This window comes from Flaviflexus sp. (assembly GCF_052087705.1).
GTDB lineage: Bacteria > Actinomycetota > Actinomycetes > Actinomycetales > Actinomycetaceae > Flaviflexus > Flaviflexus ciconiae.
On sequence record NZ_JBQCYC010000007.1, the window covers coordinates 71774 to 89956 of the forward strand.

The following is an 18183-nucleotide window of genomic DNA, read 5'->3' on the forward strand; positions in this document are numbered from 1 at the left end:
CGTTATCGACGCGGTCCAGGTGTCATCCGGCACGTGGCTTTCGAGGCTCATGCACGCCTCGGCGTGCCGAACACTAGGAGACATCATGGTTGATTCAGTAAAGCTGACAAACGAAACCCGCGAGGACTTCGGTAAGGGCGCTGCCCGCCGACTCCGCCGCGCTGGCAAGATCCCCGCAGTCCTCTACGGGGCAGGCGACGAGACCATTCACATTGCTCTCGACGCACACGAGACGTTCCTGGCTGTTCGCTACAACGCGAACGCCCTCGTCACCCTCAAGATCAACGGCAAGAACCAGCTTGCTCTCGTCCGTGACATCCAGCATCACCCGATGACCTGGGACATCGAGCACGTTGACCTCATCGGCGTCCGCAAGGGCGAAAAGGTCGAGGTTACCGTTCCGGTTACCGTTGTTGGCGAGCCGGCCCCCGGCACAGTCGTCACCACCGATCTTCTGTCGCTGGTCATCCTTGCCGATGCGACCTCGATCCCCGAGTCGATCGAGATCGACGTCGAGGGCAAGGAAGAGGGCACCCAGATCCGTATCGGCACCATTGACTTCCCCGAGGGTGTCACCACCGACATGGATCCGGAAGACCTCGTCGTTTCCGTTAACGTCCCGCAGGTCGACACCTCGATCGAAGAGGCTGACGCAGCGCTGGCCGCTGAGCAGTCCGCCGAGACCGAGGATGAGGCACCGGCTGAGAACACCGAGAAGGATTCCGAGTAACTTACTGAGACAGCGCCCGGGTGCAAAACCCGGGCGCTCCTCATGGGAGCAGGTATGAAGGCAATCGTTGGACTGGGAAATCCCGGGCCGAAGTATGCGAACACGAGACATAACGTCGGCCATCTTGTCATCGACGAACTCGTTGCGCGCTCCCAGGGCAAGCTGTCGGCGCACCGCTCCCGCACCTACCTCATGACGGGACGGCTCGCATCCGCCCCCGTCGGTGAAGGCGGCTTCGTTCTTGCTGTCTGCGACAGCTACATGAACGTATCTGGTGGGCCTGTCAAGGGTCTCCTCCAGTATTTCAAGATTGAGCCCTCCGACCTGCTCGTCATTCACGACGATCTGGACATCACCGAGCACACGCTCCGACTCAAGGACGGCGGTGGGGAGGGCGGCCACAACGGCCTCAAGTCCATCTCATCCGCCATTGGCACCAAGAACTATCAACGCCTCCGCATCGGCGTGGGCAGGCCGCCCGGCCAGCAGGACGCCGCCGACTACGTGCTCAGCCAGATCACGGGTACCGCAAAAACCGAGTATGGCGTCACGGTTGCGAAGGCAGCCGACGTTGTTGAGGATGTTCTTTCCCGCGGCTTTGCTGCCGCCCAAGCAGACTTGCATACGAGCTGATGAAATCCATCCTCGATAGGCTCCGTCACGATGAGACTCTGGCGGGGCTTCCCCTTTCCCGGGATAAGCGCCTCGACGTTGGCATGCCACTCGGCCTCATTCCTGGATCCCTCGCACTGCTTGCTGAAGATGGCGAGAGACCCATCGTTGTAGTCACCCCGACGGGAAGAGACGGTGAAGAGCTCGTTGGCGCTCTTGCCGCCTACCTGCCCCGTGACGAAGTTGAGTTCTTCCCCTCCTGGGAGACCCTCCCGCACGAGCGGCTCTCACCCCGCGCCGACACGGTAGCGACCAGACTCTCCGTTCTTCGCAGGCTCGCCCACCCGGAAGAGTTCGGCAAACTCTCCGTCGTTGTCGTCCCGATCCGTGCGCTCCTCCAGCCGATCGTCAAGGGCCTGGGTGAAATGGCACCCGTGCGCGTGCGCACCGGGGACGAAATTGAACTTGAGGCCCTCGCACAGGGCCTTGTTGATGCTGCGTATATTCGTGTCGACATGGTGGAGTCCCGCGGACAGTTTGCGATCCGCGGCGGAATCCTCGATGTTTTTCCGCCCACGGAGGCACACCCCGTCCGCATTGAATTCTTCGGCGACGAAGTCGACGAAATCCGTTCTTTCGCGGTAGCGGACCAGCGATCGCTCGAAACCGTGGGCGAAATGTACGCCCCGCCCTGCCGGGAAATCCTGCTCGATGACGACGTTCGTGCGCGTGCCCGCACGGCGGCAGATCAGTTGCCCGGGGCCCGGGACATGCTGGAGAAGATCGCCGAGGGCATTCCGGTTGAGGGAATGGAATCCCTTGCCCCGATCCTCGCGGGCGGCATGCAGCCCGTCCACGAACTGTTCGACCCTGCCTCCCGCGTTATTGTGGTTGAGCCCGAACGCGTTTACTCCCGCAGCGAGGACCTCGTTGCGACAACAGAAGAGTTCTTGGCGGCAGCATGGTCGTCTGCCGCCGCGGGCGGCGACGTTCCCCTGACCGTTTCCGACGCATCGTTCCTGGAACTACCCGCGGTCGCTTCTGCGATTCAGCGTGCCGGAATGTCCTGGTGGACCTTCGGCGGGTTCACGGGTGACAGCGAAATTGATTCGACCAAGAAGTCGGTGGACGCTCGCGAACCCCGCACCTTCCACGGCGATGTTGACGCTGCGTTGTTGGAGATGGGGATGCTAGCCAAGCAGGGCTGGTGGCCGATTATCGTCGTCGAAGGCGGAGGCCTTGGCCGCCGCATTGCCTCCGAGCTTGGCGAGCGGGACATCGCCGCCGAGTTCGTGACGGAGCTGGAGAAGCCAATTCCCGGTATGGTCACGGTGACTGCCGGGCCGATCTCTACCGGTTTTATTGCCTCGGGTATAAAACTCGCAGTTCTTGCCGCTTCCGACATCACGGGCCGTGGCGGCTCGTCGACAAAGGATATGCGGAAGATGCCGAGCCGCAGGCGGGCCGGTGTCGATCCGCTCCAGCTCAAGCCCGGCGACTACATCGTTCACGACCACCACGGTGTCGGCAAGTTCCTCCGCATGGATTCGCGGGATATTGACGGTACCGACGGTGCGAAGCGCGAATACCTTGTCGTTGAATACGCCCCGTCGAAGAGGGGTATGCCCGGGGATCAGCTGTGGATCCCCACCGACTCCCTTGACCTTGTTTCTCGGTACTCCGGCTCCGAGGCACCCTCGGTGTCGAAAATGGGAGGGGCCGACTGGGCGAAGACGAAGGCGAAGGCACGGAAGGCCACCGAGGCTATTGCCGGTGAGCTGGTCCGGCTCTATGCCACGCGCAAGGCCACCAAGGGTTACGCATTCTCTCCCGACACTCCCTGGCAACGGGAACTCGAGGACGCCTTTGCCTACCAGGAAACCCCCGATCAGCTGGTAACGATCGACGAGGTGAAAAAGGACATGGAGTCCGAGACTCCCATGGACCGCCTCATCTCCGGCGACGTTGGCTACGGCAAAACCGAGATCGCGATCCGAGCAGCGTTCAAGGCCGTTCAGGACTCCAAGCAGGTTGCAGTTCTCGTGCCGACAACCCTGCTCGTTTCCCAGCACCTGGAGACCTTCCAGGAGCGGTATGCAGGATTCCCGGTCAACGTGGCAGGCCTGTCTCGCTTCCAGTCCGACGAAGAGTCGGAAGAAGTGAAGATGGGAATCGAGGACGGCAGCGTCGACGTTGTTGTCGGAACCCACCGCTTGCTCACCGGGTCAATCAAGTTTAAGGACCTTGGCCTTGTCATCATTGACGAGGAACAGCGCTTCGGTGTTGAACACAAGGAAACGCTCACCCAGTTGCGAGCAAACGTTGACGTGCTATCCATGTCGGCAACCCCGATCCCGCGAACGTTGGAGATGGCGGTGACGGGAATCCGGGAAATGTCGACTCTGGCAACCCCACCCGAAGAACGTCACCCGATCCTCACCTACGTCGGCGCAGCAGAAGACAAGCAGATCACCGCCGCCATCCGGCGCGAACTGCTCCGCGACGGCCAGGTCTTCTACGTCCACAACCGTGTCCAGTCGATCCGTGCCCAGGCCAAGAAAATTGAGGAACTTGTTCCCGAGGCAAAGGTCGGTGTTGCTCACGGCAAAATGTCCGAACGCCAGCTCGAGACGATCATCCAGCAGTTCTGGGACCGCGAAATCGACGTGCTTGTCTGTACGACAATCATTGAAACCGGCCTCGACATCTCCAACGCCAACACGCTGATTGTCGATAATGCCGAAAAGCTTGGCCTGTCCCAGCTACACCAGCTGAGGGGGCGCGTTGGTCGCGGTCGCGAGCGCGCCTACGCCTACTTCCTGTACCCGCCGGACAAGGCAATGACAGAAACCGCGGTGGCGAGGCTCCGCACCATCGCCTCCCACACCCAGCTCGGTTCGGGAATCCAGGTCGCCATGAAGGACCTTGAGATTCGCGGCGCAGGCAACTTGCTCGGTGGCGAACAATCCGGCCACATCGCAGGTGTTGGCTTCGACCTGTATGTTCGCATGATCTCCGAGCAGGTCGAGAACATGCAGGCAATGCTGACCGGCGGGAAAGTTGAAGAGCCGGAACCGGCTCCCATCAAACTCGATATCCCTATCGAAGGTACCGTCCCCAACAACTATGTTCCGCAGGAAGGCCTGCGCCTCGATATCTACGCGAAGGTTGCGAACTCGACGAGCGAAGAGGAACGAGACCAGATCCGCGAAGAACTCGTCGACCGCTACGGTCCGATCCCACCCGCGGTTGAGCGCATGTTCCTCATAGCCCGGATCCGGGAAGCAATGAGGGTAGCGAAGCTCGAAGACGCCGTTGTTCAGGGAGAATACCTGAGGCTCTATCCGGTTGCCCTGCCGGATTCCCGGGAGGCACGTCTCAAGCGCCTCCACCCGCGCACCGTTCACAAGCCTGCCGTTCGTTCTGTACTGGTACCTATGCCAGTCAAGGAACAGGCCCGCCTTGGCGCTGCGCCCGAGCCGGTTATGAACGAAGAATTCGGTGAATGGTTCGATGACCTGCTTCGCGCAGTGTTCCTACCCGATAGCGCAGGACGCGGCGGTAACGACCCGGGTCTGCAGACCCGGTGAAATCCAGAAACAAGTCTTAAGATACTTATTAGTCAACACCTGGAGGAAAAGTGAAGAAGCTTGTCGCACTGGCAGGGGCAGGACTGCTCCTAGCCGCATGCTCGAACGACCCGTCGGCGGCCGCAACCGTCAACGGCGAAGAGATCACGATCGAGGAACTGTCGGAAACACAGTCCTACCTTCGTGACTACGGCATCGACTGGGAGTCCGCAGATGTCCTCAACCTCCTCATCGTTGCTGAAGTGACGAGCGACGTGGCAGAGGCCGGCGAGTACGACGGGCTCGCCGATATCCAGGAGCAGACTGAAGTTCTTCTCGGTCGTGACGACAACCCGGAGTACTCCGAAACCATCGAAGAGGTCGCTACCTATATTGCCCTCGACCAGGCTAACGCCAGCCTGCTCCTCACGATGGAAGAGCTCCAGGAGGTTTCAACTTCCCTCCTGGAAGCCGACGTTGATGTCAACCCGCGCTTCGGTGAATGGGATAGCGAGATCGGCTCCCTCGTGGGCACCGAATACGAGTGGCAGGTCCCCTCGACAGAACAAACACTCCCGGGACTCTGAACAAACCCCATCAAGAATTTACTTCCTGAGAACCAATTCAGCAGAGCGTGGCCGTGCCTCTTGGCGCGGCCACAGCAGTATCCGAACGTCGTGCCAGTACCGAGCGGAAAACGAACCGCGGGCTGGTCGAGAGACCCCTTCTTCCGTTATCGAGGCGTTCGCTGACAGTTGGATAAACGCATATGCCACCGAGTACCCGGAAGCCGGTGGCAACTTTTGCCAAGCGTGAACGGCCTTCCTTACTTCCCGGAAGAATGCCGCCTGTCTGGCTTGAATGAAATCTCCGAGGGGCCCACGGGGGCTGGGTGCTGGGGGAGTGTTCGTGCTGGTAGGAGCGTCGAACTGTCTTCGAAGGTGATACTGGGGCGGACTGGTTGGAGGATATTGCCACCCGGTGAGGCAGGCGCGATTGTGCACCGACGTTCATCTTTCCTTGATGAATTCTGATCGGTAGTAAAGTCCCGGTTCAAAATGGGCAAAGACGGACTAGAATGAATGTTGGTTATACGACCGCATGTCTATCTTGTGAAGGAGTCCCAGTGGCCATTATTGAGGCACTGAACGCCCGCGAAATTCTCGATTCCCGCGGCAACCCGACCGTTGAGGTCGAGGTCCAGCTTGATGACGGTGTTTACGCCGTCGCACAGGTTCCCTCCGGAGCTTCCACCGGCGCCTTCGAGGCTGTCGAGCGCCGCGACGGTGATAAGGGTCGCTACCTGGGTAAGGGCGTCGAGGACGCCGTGAACGCGGTGATCGAAGTTATCGAACCCGAGGTCGTTGGCCTCGAAGCCGATGAGCAGCGTGTTCTCGACCAGACCATGATCGATCTCGATGGAACACCGAACAAGGGAAAGATCGGTGCGAACGCCATCCTCGGTGTTTCGCTTGCCGTTGCCAAGGCCGCAGCAGAGTCCGCCGGCCTTCCCCTCTACCGTTACCTGGGCGGCCCGAACGCACACGTTCTGCCCGTCCCGATGATGAACATCCTCAACGGTGGATCGCACGCCGACTCCAACGTTGACATCCAGGAGTTCATGATTGCTCCCGTAGGCGCACCGACCTTCAAGGAGGCCCTCCGCTGGGGCGCCCAGGTCTACCACGCCCTCAAGGCCGTCCTCCAGGAGCGCGGTCTCGCCACCGGCCTCGGTGACGAGGGTGGCTTCGCCCCGAACCTTGAGTCCAACGCAGCTGCTCTCGACCTCATTGTCGAAGCAATCGGCAAGGCTGGTCTCGAGCCCGGCAAGGACATCGCCCTTGCTCTCGACGTTGCCTCGACCGAGTTCTTCAAGGACGGCAAGTACGCCTTCGAAGGTGGTCAGAAGACGACTGAAGAGATGATTGCTTACTACGAGAAGCTCGTTGCCGACTACCCGCTGGTCTCCATCGAGGACCCGCTGTCCGAAGACGAGTGGGACGACTGGACCGCGCTGACCACCCAGATTGGTGACCGTGTTCAGATTGTTGGCGACGACCTGTTCGTCACCAACCCCGAGCGTCTCAACAAGGGCATCAAGATGGGTGCCGCCAATGCGCTCCTCGTCAAGGTCAACCAGATCGGTACCCTCACCGAGACCTTCGACGCAGTCGATTCCGCACACCGCGCCGGCTTCAAGTCGATGACCTCGCACCGCTCCGGCGAGACCGAGGACACGACCATTGCCGACCTTGCTGTGGCCACCAACTCCGGTCAGATCAAGACCGGCGCACCGGCACGTGGCGAGCGCGTCAACAAGTACAACCAGCTGCTCCGCATCGAGTACGGCCTCGGTGACGCAGCTGCCTACGCGGGACACAACGCCTTCCCGCGCGCGGGCTACTGAGCCCTGCTGGCATAAGTTAGTAAACGCGAAATAAGCGACACAGAGTCCGGCCCTGCGGGAAAACCCGCGGGGCCGGACTTACTATTGGAACCATGAGTTCACGACGCCCAGGAGCTTCGCGCGGCCCAACACGGCCGGGTGCATATCGCCGAACCACCGGGGCATCACCCTCAGGTCGACCAAGCCCCCGCCCACAAAAGCCCGGTAAGCCGGCCAAGACCAGTAAATCCACTGGGTCGGGCAAGGGCGAAGAGAACAAGCCGCGGCTCAAGCCGAAGGAACGCGTCAAGCGGTCCATCATTCTCGGTGGCGACTCCGGCAGGGCCCGGGCCGTTAGCCTGCGCCTCATGTCCGTGGTTCTCATGGCGGTGCTCGCCGTTATTATCGTCACGCCGACGCTGACGAACTATCTTGACCAGCAACAGCAGATCCGCGAGCTCAACCGGTCCGTTGAGGAAGCCCGCGCACACATCGACTCCCTGGAGAATGAGCGTCTGCTCTGGAACGACGACGAGTACGTCCAGGCGCAGGCGCGGGAACGACTCGGCTACGTCAAACCCGGTGAGGTCCTCTACACGGTGGAAGACCCCGAAGAGGGTACTGCGGAGGACGAACGGAATGCTCTGGCGGTCGAACTCGAATACAACAGGCGTGCCGCGACCCCGTGGTTCACGACCATGTGGGATTCCGTGAGTGTTGCGGGATATAGTTCGGCAGGCGGATCTGAAATCGTCGATCCGACAGATCCGGTCTCGCCCGGAGAAACAGGAGAAACCGAGTGAGCGTATCCGAGAAGGACATTGAATCGCTTCGCAGGCAGCTTGAGCGCGTGCCACGCGGAGTCATCGGCGTCGCCGCCCGATGTGGATGTGGAGAACCCACCGTCGTTGAGACCGCTCCGCGACTCGAGGATGGATCCCCGTTCCCTACGCTCTTCTACCTCACTCACCCGCAGATCGTCCTCGAAGTTTCCCGCCTCGAGGGAAGCGGGCTCATGGCTGAACTGACTGCGCGCCTCGAAACCGACGAGGAACTTGCCGAATCCTACCGGGCCGCCCACGAAGACTACCTCGAGCGCAGGAACCGCCACGGTGAAGTCGAGGAGATTGCCGGTATCTCCGCGGGCGGCATGCCGACCCGCGTCAAGTGCCTCCATGCTCTCGTTGGCCACAGCCTCGCCGTTGGCCCCGGTATCAACCCCATCGGCGACATTGCCCTGTCGATGATCGAATGGACCGAAGATACCTGCACGTGTGCGGATGACGCAGAGTCTGACGAGAACTGACAGAGCCTGACCGAGCAAGCCGAGCATGACCGGCGCGGCACTCGAGCTGCACAGGGCGCGGAACAACGGGGCTGGGCGGATGTGCTGGTCGCAACGGAGAAACATCACGATTTCAGGCTCGAAACGGACCGGGGATCGTGGCACTCTTGAGGAGTGAAAGTTGCCGGTATTGATTGTGGAACCAACTCTATTCGCCTCCTGATTGCGGATGTGGAGCCAGGTAAGCCCCTTGTTGACGTTGTTCGTGCCATGGAGGTCGTTCGGCTCGGCCAGGGTGTCGATACGACCGGGAAGTTTGCCGAGGAGGCGCTGGAGCGTACCTTTGCGGCCACCGAACGTTATGCGGCACTGTGCGAAGAGCACGGAGTTCAAGCAATCAAGTTCGTTGCCACCTCGGCAACCCGCGATGCTGAGAACCGCGAGCTCTTTATCGACGGCATCCGTTCCCGTCTTGGGGTCACCCCGGAAGTAGTTTCTGGTGACCGCGAGGCTCAGCTGTCGTTCTTCGGTGCTGCCTCCGTGATCGACATCTCTGACCCCGTAGCCGTTGTTGATCTCGGGGGAGGATCCACCGAGATCGTCCTTGGCTCGAAGGCAGAAGGCGTTATCGGCGCGTGGTCAATGAACGTTGGATGTGTCCGCATGCAGGAACGACACCTCCAAACCGACCCGCCCACGGAACAACAGATCGAGGCGGCACGCGTTGATATTCGGGCCGCACTTGATGAGGCCACCAAACATGTTGACCTGCGCCGCGCAACCCGCCTCATCGGCCTTGCTGGCACGGTAACGACGGTGACGGCACGTGCGCTCGGTCTTCCCACCTATGATCCCGATGCAATCGATGGAACAGAGCTCACGGTCGACCAGGTCCTCGAGGCCTGCACGTGGCTCATGACCGCAACCAGGGACGAACGTGCCGCCGAGGGCTACATGCACCCGGGCCGTGTTGACGTGATCGCCTCCGGTGCCCTCGTGTGGTCGGAAGTCGTCAAGAGGTGCCAGGAAGACATGGTGTCACTCCCGGTCGTCACCACCTCAGAGCACGACATTCTGGACGGGATCGCCCTGTGGGCGGCAGGGGCACTCTCGTAGGTTTTGCCGCAGAGTAGCCGGGGCTCTCTCCCCGGTTGCACCTTGGGTGGTGGGGATTGTTCTCGGGAGTCTCGTCTTGTCTCCTTTCGTTATAAGCACGTGCGCTTGAATTGTTCCCCGGAGATAAGGGCTCCCCGGCCCACACGAACCTTTTGGTTCGGTGACCCCGGGGAGCCCTTCTAGAAGCGATCAGCCTGGCTTTGCCTTGCTTCTAGCTGGTGATCTTCTCGCTTGTGACGTCAGCCGGTGCCGCAGTGACCGCGTCTTCCTTCAGGGTGGGGCGGAGGAGCATCATGGCGATGGCGATGACGAGAAGCACGGAGGCTTCGTGGACCAGCATGCCGATCGACATGGTCACTCCGCCGAGCAGTACTCCGAGAAGGAGCAGGGCAACAACAACGAGTGCGACTGTGATGTTGAGGCGCATGGTAACGGCCGTTCGCTTGGCAAGGCCGAAGGCGTAGGGGAGGCGGGGCAGACGGTCTGCCATGAGAGCCAGGTCCGCTGTTTCGATCGCGGCGGGGGAGCCGGCTGCACCCATGGCCACACCAACATTGGCCGTTGCCAGAGCCGGGGTGTCGTTCACACCGTCACCGACCATGGCCACCGTGCGTCCAGAGGCCTGGAGTTCCTTGACGATCGTGAGCTTGTCTTCCGGCATGAGCTCAGCACGTACCTCATCCACTCCGAGCTGCTTCGCCACGTTGTCGGCTACTCGCTGAGCATCGCCCGTTGCCATGACAACCCTGATGCCCTTGTCCTGCAGCTCCTTCACCGCAACCAGAGCGTCGTCCCTCACCGTGTCGGCGACTGCGACGATACCGATAGCGCGACCATCGAGGCCCACGAACATTGCGGTGCGGCCGCGCTCGTTCAGTTCCAGGATTCGTGATTGGTCCGCGACGTCGTTAAGAAGTTTTGCGGAGCCAACGGCAACGACTCGACCATCAACGTCGGCCCGGATACCCTGGCCGGCAATCGGCTCGGCCAGTTCAACCGGCTCGACGACCAGGCCGCGGTTCTTGGCGCCGCGGATAATTGCGTCGGCAAGGGGGTGCTCGGAGGCAGTTTCAGCGCGTGCCGCAAGGAGAAGAATGTCGTCTTGCGTGTAGGCAGGGTCCAGCGATTCAACATCCGTGAGCTCCGGCCTACCGTTCGTCAGGGTGCCCGTCTTATCAACAACAACGGTGTCGACCCTGGCAGCGGTCTCCAAGTATTCGCCGCCCTTGATGAGGACGCCGTCCTTCGCGGCGCGTCCGATGCCGGCAACGATCGAGACCGGGATCGAGATAACGAGAGCGCCGGGGCAACCGATGACAAGGAGGGTCAGAGCAAGCTCAACGTTCTGGGTGACCAGACCGATGATGAGAGCGAAAATCATGACGCCCGGGGTGTACCAGGCGGAGAACTTCTCCATGAAGGTCTGCGTCTTTGCCTTGTCATCCTGAGCGTCCTCGACGCGGTGGATGATCTTTGCAAGCGTGGAGTCAGAACCAATGCCCACGGCTTCGATACGGAGCAGACCTGCCCTCAGCCAGGTTCCCGCAAACACCTGAGAACCGGCAGACTTCTCGGCAGGGACGGATTCACCGGTGATCTGCGCTTCGTCGACACCGCCGTTACCGCTAATAACCGTGCCATCAACCGGTACCTGCTCGCCGTTCTTGACGATCACCGTGTCGCCGGGCTCAAGCTCCCACAGCTCCACAGTTTCCGTGGTGCCATCGGCATTCAGCTTCGTTGCGGTTTCCGGGGCAGCATCAACCAGGTCGCTGAGCGCCTGCCTCGTCTTGTTGAGAGTGGCCTTCTCCAGTGCGTTACCGAGTGCGAACAGGAAGGTGACAGCGGCGGCTTCCCACCAGTTCTGCAGGATCATGGCGCCGATGGCGGCGACTGACACAAGCAGGTCAATGGACACCATCTTGATGCGGAGAGCCTGAATAGCGGACCAGGCGATCTGGTAGCCGGCAACAACCGTTGCCACAATCATGAGGATACCGGGCGTACCAAACGACTCGGTGTCCTGACCAGTAATATCGGCCCCCGCGATAAGAGCAACGATGATGAGGAGGCCAGATACGATGACCACTCCCCATGTCTTCCACAGTGATTTCATTGTGTCCTTCAATTCGTTTGAAACTGCCTTGTTACTACCTAAGCTATGAGTTTCCGTTTCCCATCTCCTTGACCTGGATCAACCCGAGCACCGAGGACTTTTCACCCTAGATTGCAAGGAATTGTCCTGCTTGTGGCTACCGGTGATATCACGGAGGGAGCGCTGCTTCTCGGTCCAATGACGCTTTGCTCAACAGAAGAGCGGGCCACCCGGTATGGGAGGCCCGCTTGGCGGTCTGTGGTTTAGATGGCCGAGGGCTTGGCCGTGTAGCCAACCTCGGCAACAGCATTGACGAGGTCGCGAACGCCAACGGCGTCCGGGTTGTGGTCGACAATGATGCGGCCCGAGGAGAACTTGACCTCTGCCTTCGACACGCCTTCTAGTCCGTTGAGCTTCGTCTCGATCTTGCTCACGCAGGACGGGCATGAGAACTCGTCGGAACGGAGAGTGGTGGTCTTGTTCTTAGCTGCGGTGGTCATGGTGCAATTTTCCTATCTCCGGGCTGGGTTTCTACCCGGCTTGATTAACCATGACTTTATGGAAAGTGCACGGTTCGTTCCTTGACCTGGATCAAGCGATGGACACGAAGCCGTGGTGGTATTCCTGGCCGGCCATGTCTGGGTGCCGTTAAAGAAAGAAAATGCTGTTTGAGGAAAGAGGTGAGCCCCCGAGGTTAATCGGGGGCTCACCGCGTTGACGTTTGGCTCAGAGGAGCGTTTGGGACCTCTACCGGGTCGGTTGTGAGCCGGTGTCCGGGTCGGTGTTTGGCCTACCGTCGAGGCGAATATCGTCGGATGTGGCATCGCGTTCGGTTGGGTCCGCCTGGGCGATTGGATCGAAGTTCGGCTTGCCATCAAGACGAATATTGTCCGAGGTTGCATCGTACTCGCTCGGCTCGTCGCCGCGGTGCGCCTTCGCCCTCATGCGCAGGGCGATGCCACCAAGGATTGCGGAGATGACAGAGCCGATGATGACGGCAACGCGGGCGTAGCCGGCGGCCGGATGGTCGGGTGCGAACGACAGCTGTGCGATAAGGAGGGATACGGTAAAGCCGACACCCGTAATGACGGATACTGCGCCAACATCGGGAAGATGAAGTCCCTTGCCGAGGCGCAGTCTGAAGATCTTGGTGAGCAGTGCAGTGCCGCCCCAGATCCCGAGGAACTTGCCGAGCGGAAGTGCAAGGTAGACGGCGATCGCAACCGGATGGGTGAACATGTCGAGGACACCACCGGAGTCGACCACATTCACGCCAGCCGCGAAGAACGCGAAAATGGGGAGAACAATGCCGGACGAGGTGAAGTCGATCTTTTCACCAAAGTATTCGGTCAGTGGCTTCTTCTCCGAGCCCTTTGCGAGTGCGGGAACCGAGAGGCCGAGAAGGACACCAGCAATGGTGGCATGAACGCCCGAGGCGTGCATCGTGCCCCAGGCGATAAGAGCCAACGGCCACAGCATCCACCAGTGGACGATCCGCTTGTTAACAAGAACCGCGAAGATCGCGATCGCCACAAAAGATACCGCCATCCACAAGAACGAGATCCCGCTCGTGAAGAAGACCGCGATGATGGTGATGCCAAGGAGATCGTCAACAACGGCAAGAGTAAGAAGGAAGGTGCGGGCTGCCGTGGGAAGCCCCTTACCGAACAGGCCAAGGACAGCGAGAGCGAAAGCAATATCGGTGGCGACGGGGATTGCCCATCCGTCATAAACGTCGCTTCCAGAAATGGTGATGACTGCGACGTAAACAAGGATCGGTCCGATCATGCCGCAGACTGCCGCGATCATGGGGACAAGAGCCTGCTTCATGTCCCGCAGGCTGCCGGTAATGAACTCGGTTTTTAGCTCGAGTCCAATGACAAAGAAGAAGATTGCGAGCAAACCGTCAGAAGCCCAGGCCGCGAGCGACAGGTCCAAGTGAAGCGCAGAGGGGCCCACCGTGGTGCTCGAGATCGTGGCATACGTTTCTCGCCACGGTGAGTTAGCCCAAATAAGAGCGGTGACTGCGCCGAGCATAAGGACACTGCCGGCAAAGGTCTCGGAATGCAGCTTCTTCTTGTACCAGCTGATCGGATTGGTGGTGGCCACGTTACTTCTCCAAACGGTGCTCCGCGTTGATCGTGTATAGGTCTAACTTTACCCCTCAGCGGTCCCCACGATTCTGAGAATATCGTCATGGTTCGGCATAATAAGGACGAGGCCCCCGTAGCCCAATCGGCAGAGGCAGTCGACTTAAAATCGATTCAGTATGGGTTCGAGTCCCATCGGGGGTACAGAAAACTGCGCGGAACCGGCAAAGTCTTAGAAATGGCCACGTGTTGTCAAGGATTGCAAAGCATTGCAGTTATGCGGGGCCAAAGGCCGAGTAATGCGTGTTGTTGAGCCAGTCACACCGTGGCAACGGGTTGGCAACCATGGCTCTGAGCGGAGTGTGCCGGTGGGTGTTACCTCTGGGCCAGTCCCGGGTGCCGTGCGTCTTCTCCGGTCGTGGAATCGGTAAGTTCCACGGTCGTGCCATCCGGGTCTTGAACGGGGAACGACCAGTAGCCCACCCAGCGGGGCTCGTCGAAGTGGTGGGGGAAGCCAGCGTCAGATACTCGTTGTACCGCCTTGAGGAACTGGTCGGGTGAAAGCGCAATCGATGAGGAGCGCATGCGCGCTGTCTCCTGCTCGAGCGGGACCTGGCCATGACCCCAGCCGGGCTGGAACGCCCACCCCGTCGCACAATGCGCTACGTGACCGCGTGCCGTCTCGCCATGCTCGTCATCGTGAAATTGGGGGCCCGCTTGCGAGAAGAGAACCTGGACTGAGCCGTGAACAAAGGCGAAAGAATCTTCTTCATCCCACACTGCCTCCATGCCGATCAGATCAAGATAGAACGCACGGGAAGCCGTGATGTCATCGGTGAACTCGTACGCGAACCATGTGAGCATGATGTCCCCTCTGTTCGGATGGGGTGAACGCTACCAGGCAGGCCACGTCGGAGACAGTGATGCGGAGAAGCCAGCCCGGGCCAGTACTGTTGCGAGCAGCCATGCTCCTCCATAGAAGGGCAGGGCAGCCGGAGTTGAGGACCCACGTGACCGGCACCGTGTCTTCAGGGTCTGCCCCGGCGCCTACCCGGCGATAGCGGGAAGCCGTTCACTCTGCCTTACGGGCGCGCCCCTAATCGAGCAATGTTTCGCCAATGTAGCCACCTTCGGAGCATCCGGGTGGGATTGCGAAAACGGAGGAACCAACCGGCGTGGTCCAAAGGTTGAGCATGTCGAGCTCGTCGAGACGCTGCTGGATCGGGACGAACTGTTTGTCCACATCTGCTTGGAAGGCGGCAAAGACTTGCCCAGCGTTTGAAGCCGTGGCCGTATCCTGTTCTCCCTCATAGTTGTAGGCGCGGCGAAAAATGACCTCGTCGGGATTGCCGCTGCGGGCCCTGCGGACGTGGGCGTAGTCGGCGATGATGGGAAAACCGAACTCGTTCACGGCCTCGAAGTCCGGTTCGTCCAACTCCGCACCACCCGTGAGGGGAGCGCCCGTACCCATGGTGCGCCCGACCGACTGTTCCCTGCCGGGGCGATCTATCTCATCCCACCCCTCCAAATCCATGTCGATACGGCGGATAACAAGACCGGTTCCGCCCGTGAGCCAACCATCCTGCGACCACACCACCCGGTCAAACTCTTCGGTTCCCGGAGCTGGATTAACCGTGCCATCGAGCTGGCCAAATAAGTTCCTCATTGTGAGCCCAACCTTCTCGGAACCGTGGGCCCGCCGGAAACCCTTCTGCGTCCATCGCAGTGATGCGAAGGTGCGAACATCCTTGAGGAGCATCCTGGAAGCGTGCGAGACAGTCAGGGGATCGTCAGCGGCAACTTGGATGAGGAAATCACCATCGGACCACGAAGGCTCGAGCCGGTCGATTGTGAACTCGGGAAGAGGCTTTAGCCAGGGCGGGACGGCGCTCGGATCGGCTCGGCGAACAAACTCGGGTCCGAATCCGAAGGTGATGGTGAGCCGTGCCGGGACTTCGGCGAGTTCCGGTTCTGAGTCCGCGAGAGCGGCCCTGCCCTGAGTCAGCCGCGCACCATCATCGGTCAGTAACCTCATCATTCGCCGCAGACCGTCCCGGTCCACGTCATCGAGCAGGTCGAATCCGTAGAACGTGGCATGCGCCTGCGGTGCGGTGGCAATGCCGGCCTGGTGGGTACCGTAGAACGGTTCCGTCTGTTCCCCGTGCGTAGCGGGTTGAGTCGATGATGGGCTGGTGCTGACGGCACGATCAATGCCGATAGCTGCCGCGGCCCCAAGACCGGCTGCGCCACCCAACAGTAGCCCGCGCCGAGAGAGGTTCCTTGGCTGATCAGTCAGTTCGTTATTCTTCATTGCGAGTCGTGATAGGTCTCGTTTGCTCCCGTGTATTCCTTACCGATTGCCTCAAACTCGAAGGTGGAACCATCGTCGAGCGTGACGACGAATGTCACGGCATCCCCCGCAATAACTGGGTCGGTCAATCCGACAAGCATGAGGTGATGACCGCCGGGCTCAAGGACAAGCTCCTCTTCGGGCTCAATCGTGAAGCCGCCGGAAATCTCCTGCATGCTCATCGTGCCGTCAGGTCCCATCACCATCTCGTGCATCTCCACGGTCTCCGAGTTGTCGGAAGTGACTGAGGTGATAACGATTGGTTCGCTCTGCGAATGGGAAATGATCCCAAAGGCACTCGTCATGTTCTCATCGCCGGCCTTCACCCAGGCATCGACAACCTCGATCTGATCGGTAGCGCCCGCCGATGCTTCGGTGTCTGCGTCGCCATTGGAGCAGGAAGTAAGAGCGAGTGCGGCAGTGAGAGCCGCGGTGAACATCAGCGTTCTTGACATGGTTCAGTTAACTCCTTCTCGGGAAGTAGGAAAAGTACGAGGTTGGCCCACTGCCGGGCAACACTGTCCGCGGTGTCGTCGTGGCAATCTTCCTTCTCCTGGCTGAATTATATCGATATGCTGGGCGGACTCGAATCAGATATTTCGGAGTCAGGAAGGAAATACCCCCTCATGACGAGTCCGATATCCGTATCTCGTAAGCGGAGCGGATGTTCACCCCAAGTTAACGAACCCTGGGTTGACGAGCGGGATTGGTTTCCTCAGTTTCCTCACGAGTGCAACGCGATGCTGATGAGAGGCTGGATTGGGTAGTTCGCCCCTCAACGAAATGCTATGGACGTTCTGGGAATGACCAGGTGACTTGTATAGACTGCTGGCAGTGCCAACTTAGATCTTGGAGGAATTGCACATGAGCAATCCGATTATGTCGCGCAACCCGTACTTCACGGAGCAGCGCACCCCCGCCGGGTACCCGGCGATGCCGGGCTACCAGCCCGGCGGTGACCAGAACCAGCAGGGCTACGCCCCGCAGGCTGATCAGTCGTACGGCCAGTACAACCAGCAGTACGGCCAACAGCAGTACGCACAGCAGGGCTATGGTCAGCCGCAATACGACCAGCAGTACGAACAGACCGCCTTCGGCGGACAGGACGTCAACCGCGCCGCTAATGGCGAGCCGGCCCTGACCAACGAAGACGTCATGATGAAGGTCGGCATCCTCCTCGGTGTCACCGTCCTCACGGCTGTCCTTTCCTGGATGTTCTTCGTCCCCGCCGACATTAATGCCAGCGGTTACGGCCTCGCCATGGGCATCGCGGTCGGTTCGTCGCTCGCAGCATTTGCTCTCGGCATGGTCATGGCTTTCAAGCGTCAGCTTGGGCCGGGCCTCACCATTGGCTATGCGGCCCTCGAAGGCGTCTGCCTGGGAACGCTGACCGGTGTCATTGAACTCATGATTCCCGGAACTGCCATTCAGGCCGTTCTTGCCACTGCCGCCGTTGTTGCGGTCTGCTGGTTCCTGCACTCGACGGGCCTCGTCAGGACCACCGCCAAGGGCATGAAGATCGCCATCACGGTTGCGCTTGCTGGAATTGTCTTCTCGCTCGCCAACCTTGCCCTCTCCTGGACCGGCGTTATCGACGCTCCCTGGGGTATGCGTTCCGCCGAAGTTATGGGTATCCCGCTGGGTGTCATCCTCGGCGTTGTCATGATTCTCGTCGCCTCGTACATGCTGATCAATGACTTCGAGGTCGCCCAGATCGCCGTTGCCAACCGTGCACCCCGCTCCTTCGCGTGGACCGCAGCCATCGGCATCGTTATGACGATCCTCTGGATCTACCTTGAGATCCTCCGCCTGATTGCCATCCTCAACCAGGACTAACACTGAGCCGCGTGATGCGGACACAGCAGTGAATGAGTGGGCCCCCGGTTTCAAACCGGGGGCCCACTCATCAGTAGTTACGAGAGCCTACCTTAGAGCTACCTGTTGGCTGGC

15 protein-coding genes and 1 tRNA gene are annotated in these 18183 nt (G+C 60.2%); 10 read left to right on the top strand and 6 right to left on the bottom strand.

Features of this window, described 5'->3' with window-relative positions; genetic code table 11:
- The first annotated feature begins 85 nt into the window (after positions 1-85).
- From ACTHUY_RS05315 to ACTHUY_RS05350, 8 genes are all read left to right on the top strand, one after another.
- Positions 86-730: a 50S ribosomal protein L25/general stress protein Ctc gene (locus tag ACTHUY_RS05315; protein ID WP_441677992.1), complete on the top strand. Its 645-nt coding sequence runs from the start codon at positions 86-88 to the stop codon at positions 728-730.
- Positions 731-784: 54 nt separating this feature from the next.
- Positions 785-1363 carry an aminoacyl-tRNA hydrolase gene (gene pth, locus ACTHUY_RS05320; RefSeq protein ID WP_441655006.1) on the top strand — a complete coding sequence of 193 codons (579 nt, stop codon included), beginning with the start codon at positions 785-787 and terminating at the stop codon, positions 1361-1363.
- On the top strand, positions 1363-4932 hold the full coding sequence (gene mfd / locus ACTHUY_RS05325; RefSeq protein ID WP_441677994.1) for a transcription-repair coupling factor: 3570 nt from the start codon (positions 1363-1365) through the stop codon (positions 4930-4932). Before pth ends, mfd begins: the two co-directional genes overlap by 1 nt.
- Positions 4933-4982: 50 nt before the next feature.
- Positions 4983-5498 (top strand): hypothetical protein, encoded by a 516-nt coding sequence (locus tag ACTHUY_RS05330; protein ID WP_441677995.1) that lies wholly within the window; start codon positions 4983-4985, stop codon positions 5496-5498.
- Between the two features lie 539 nt (positions 5499-6037).
- Positions 6038-7318, top strand: coding sequence for a phosphopyruvate hydratase (eno, locus tag ACTHUY_RS05335; protein WP_441677997.1), 1281 nt, complete (start codon positions 6038-6040; stop codon positions 7316-7318).
- A 92-nt stretch (positions 7319-7410) separates the two neighbouring features.
- Positions 7411-8100, top strand: a complete 690-nt coding sequence (locus ACTHUY_RS05340) for an FtsB family cell division protein (RefSeq protein WP_441677999.1) — start codon at positions 7411-7413, stop codon at positions 8098-8100.
- On the top strand, positions 8097-8603 hold the full coding sequence (locus ACTHUY_RS05345) for a DUF501 domain-containing protein (RefSeq protein ID WP_126704794.1): 507 nt from the start codon (positions 8097-8099) through the stop codon (positions 8601-8603). The genes ACTHUY_RS05340 and ACTHUY_RS05345 overlap by 4 nt, the downstream gene beginning before the upstream one ends.
- A 153-nt stretch (positions 8604-8756) precedes the next feature.
- Complete coding sequence (locus ACTHUY_RS05350; protein ID WP_441675685.1) at positions 8757-9698, top strand: Ppx/GppA phosphatase family protein; 942 nt, start codon at positions 8757-8759, stop codon at positions 9696-9698.
- Positions 9699-9909: 211 nt separating this feature from the next.
- On the opposite strand, the gene ACTHUY_RS05355 is transcribed toward ACTHUY_RS05350, so the two are convergent.
- From ACTHUY_RS05355 to nhaA, 3 genes are all read right to left on the bottom strand, one after another.
- Positions 9910-11814, bottom strand: coding sequence for a heavy metal translocating P-type ATPase (locus ACTHUY_RS05355; protein WP_441678001.1), 1905 nt, complete (start codon positions 11812-11814; stop codon positions 9910-9912).
- A gap of 242 nt (positions 11815-12056) precedes the next feature.
- A complete protein-coding gene (locus tag ACTHUY_RS05360) occupies positions 12057-12293 on the bottom strand; it encodes a heavy-metal-associated domain-containing protein (RefSeq protein WP_441655012.1) in 237 nt (78 codons plus the stop codon).
- 247 nt (positions 12294-12540) lie between these two features.
- On the bottom strand, positions 12541-13902 hold the full coding sequence (gene nhaA / locus ACTHUY_RS05365) for a Na+/H+ antiporter NhaA (protein WP_441678004.1): 1362 nt from the start codon (positions 13900-13902) through the stop codon (positions 12541-12543).
- 111 nt (positions 13903-14013) lie between these two features.
- Here nhaA and ACTHUY_RS05370 point away from each other — a divergent pair.
- A tRNA-Leu gene (locus tag ACTHUY_RS05370) sits at positions 14014-14087 on the top strand.
- Between the two features lie 171 nt (positions 14088-14258).
- Here the strand turns inward: ACTHUY_RS05370 and ACTHUY_RS05375 are convergent.
- From ACTHUY_RS05375 to ACTHUY_RS05385, 3 genes are all read right to left on the bottom strand, one after another.
- Positions 14259-14747 carry a VOC family protein gene (locus ACTHUY_RS05375; protein WP_441655014.1) on the bottom strand — a complete coding sequence of 163 codons (489 nt, stop codon included), beginning with the start codon at positions 14745-14747 and terminating at the stop codon, positions 14259-14261.
- Between the two features lie 232 nt (positions 14748-14979).
- Positions 14980-16194, bottom strand: coding sequence for a Dyp-type peroxidase (locus tag ACTHUY_RS05380; RefSeq protein ID WP_441678006.1), 1215 nt, complete (start codon positions 16192-16194; stop codon positions 14980-14982).
- Positions 16191-16688, bottom strand: coding sequence for a copper chaperone PCu(A)C (locus ACTHUY_RS05385; RefSeq protein WP_441678007.1), 498 nt, complete (start codon positions 16686-16688; stop codon positions 16191-16193). Before ACTHUY_RS05385 ends, ACTHUY_RS05380 begins: the two co-directional genes overlap by 4 nt.
- Positions 16689-17097: 409 nt before the next feature.
- On the opposite strand from ACTHUY_RS05385, the gene ACTHUY_RS05390 reads away from it, so the two are divergent.
- Positions 17098-18069 (top strand): Bax inhibitor-1/YccA family protein, encoded by a 972-nt coding sequence (locus ACTHUY_RS05390; RefSeq protein WP_441655017.1) that lies wholly within the window; start codon positions 17098-17100, stop codon positions 18067-18069.
- Positions 18070-18183 lie beyond the last annotated feature (114 nt).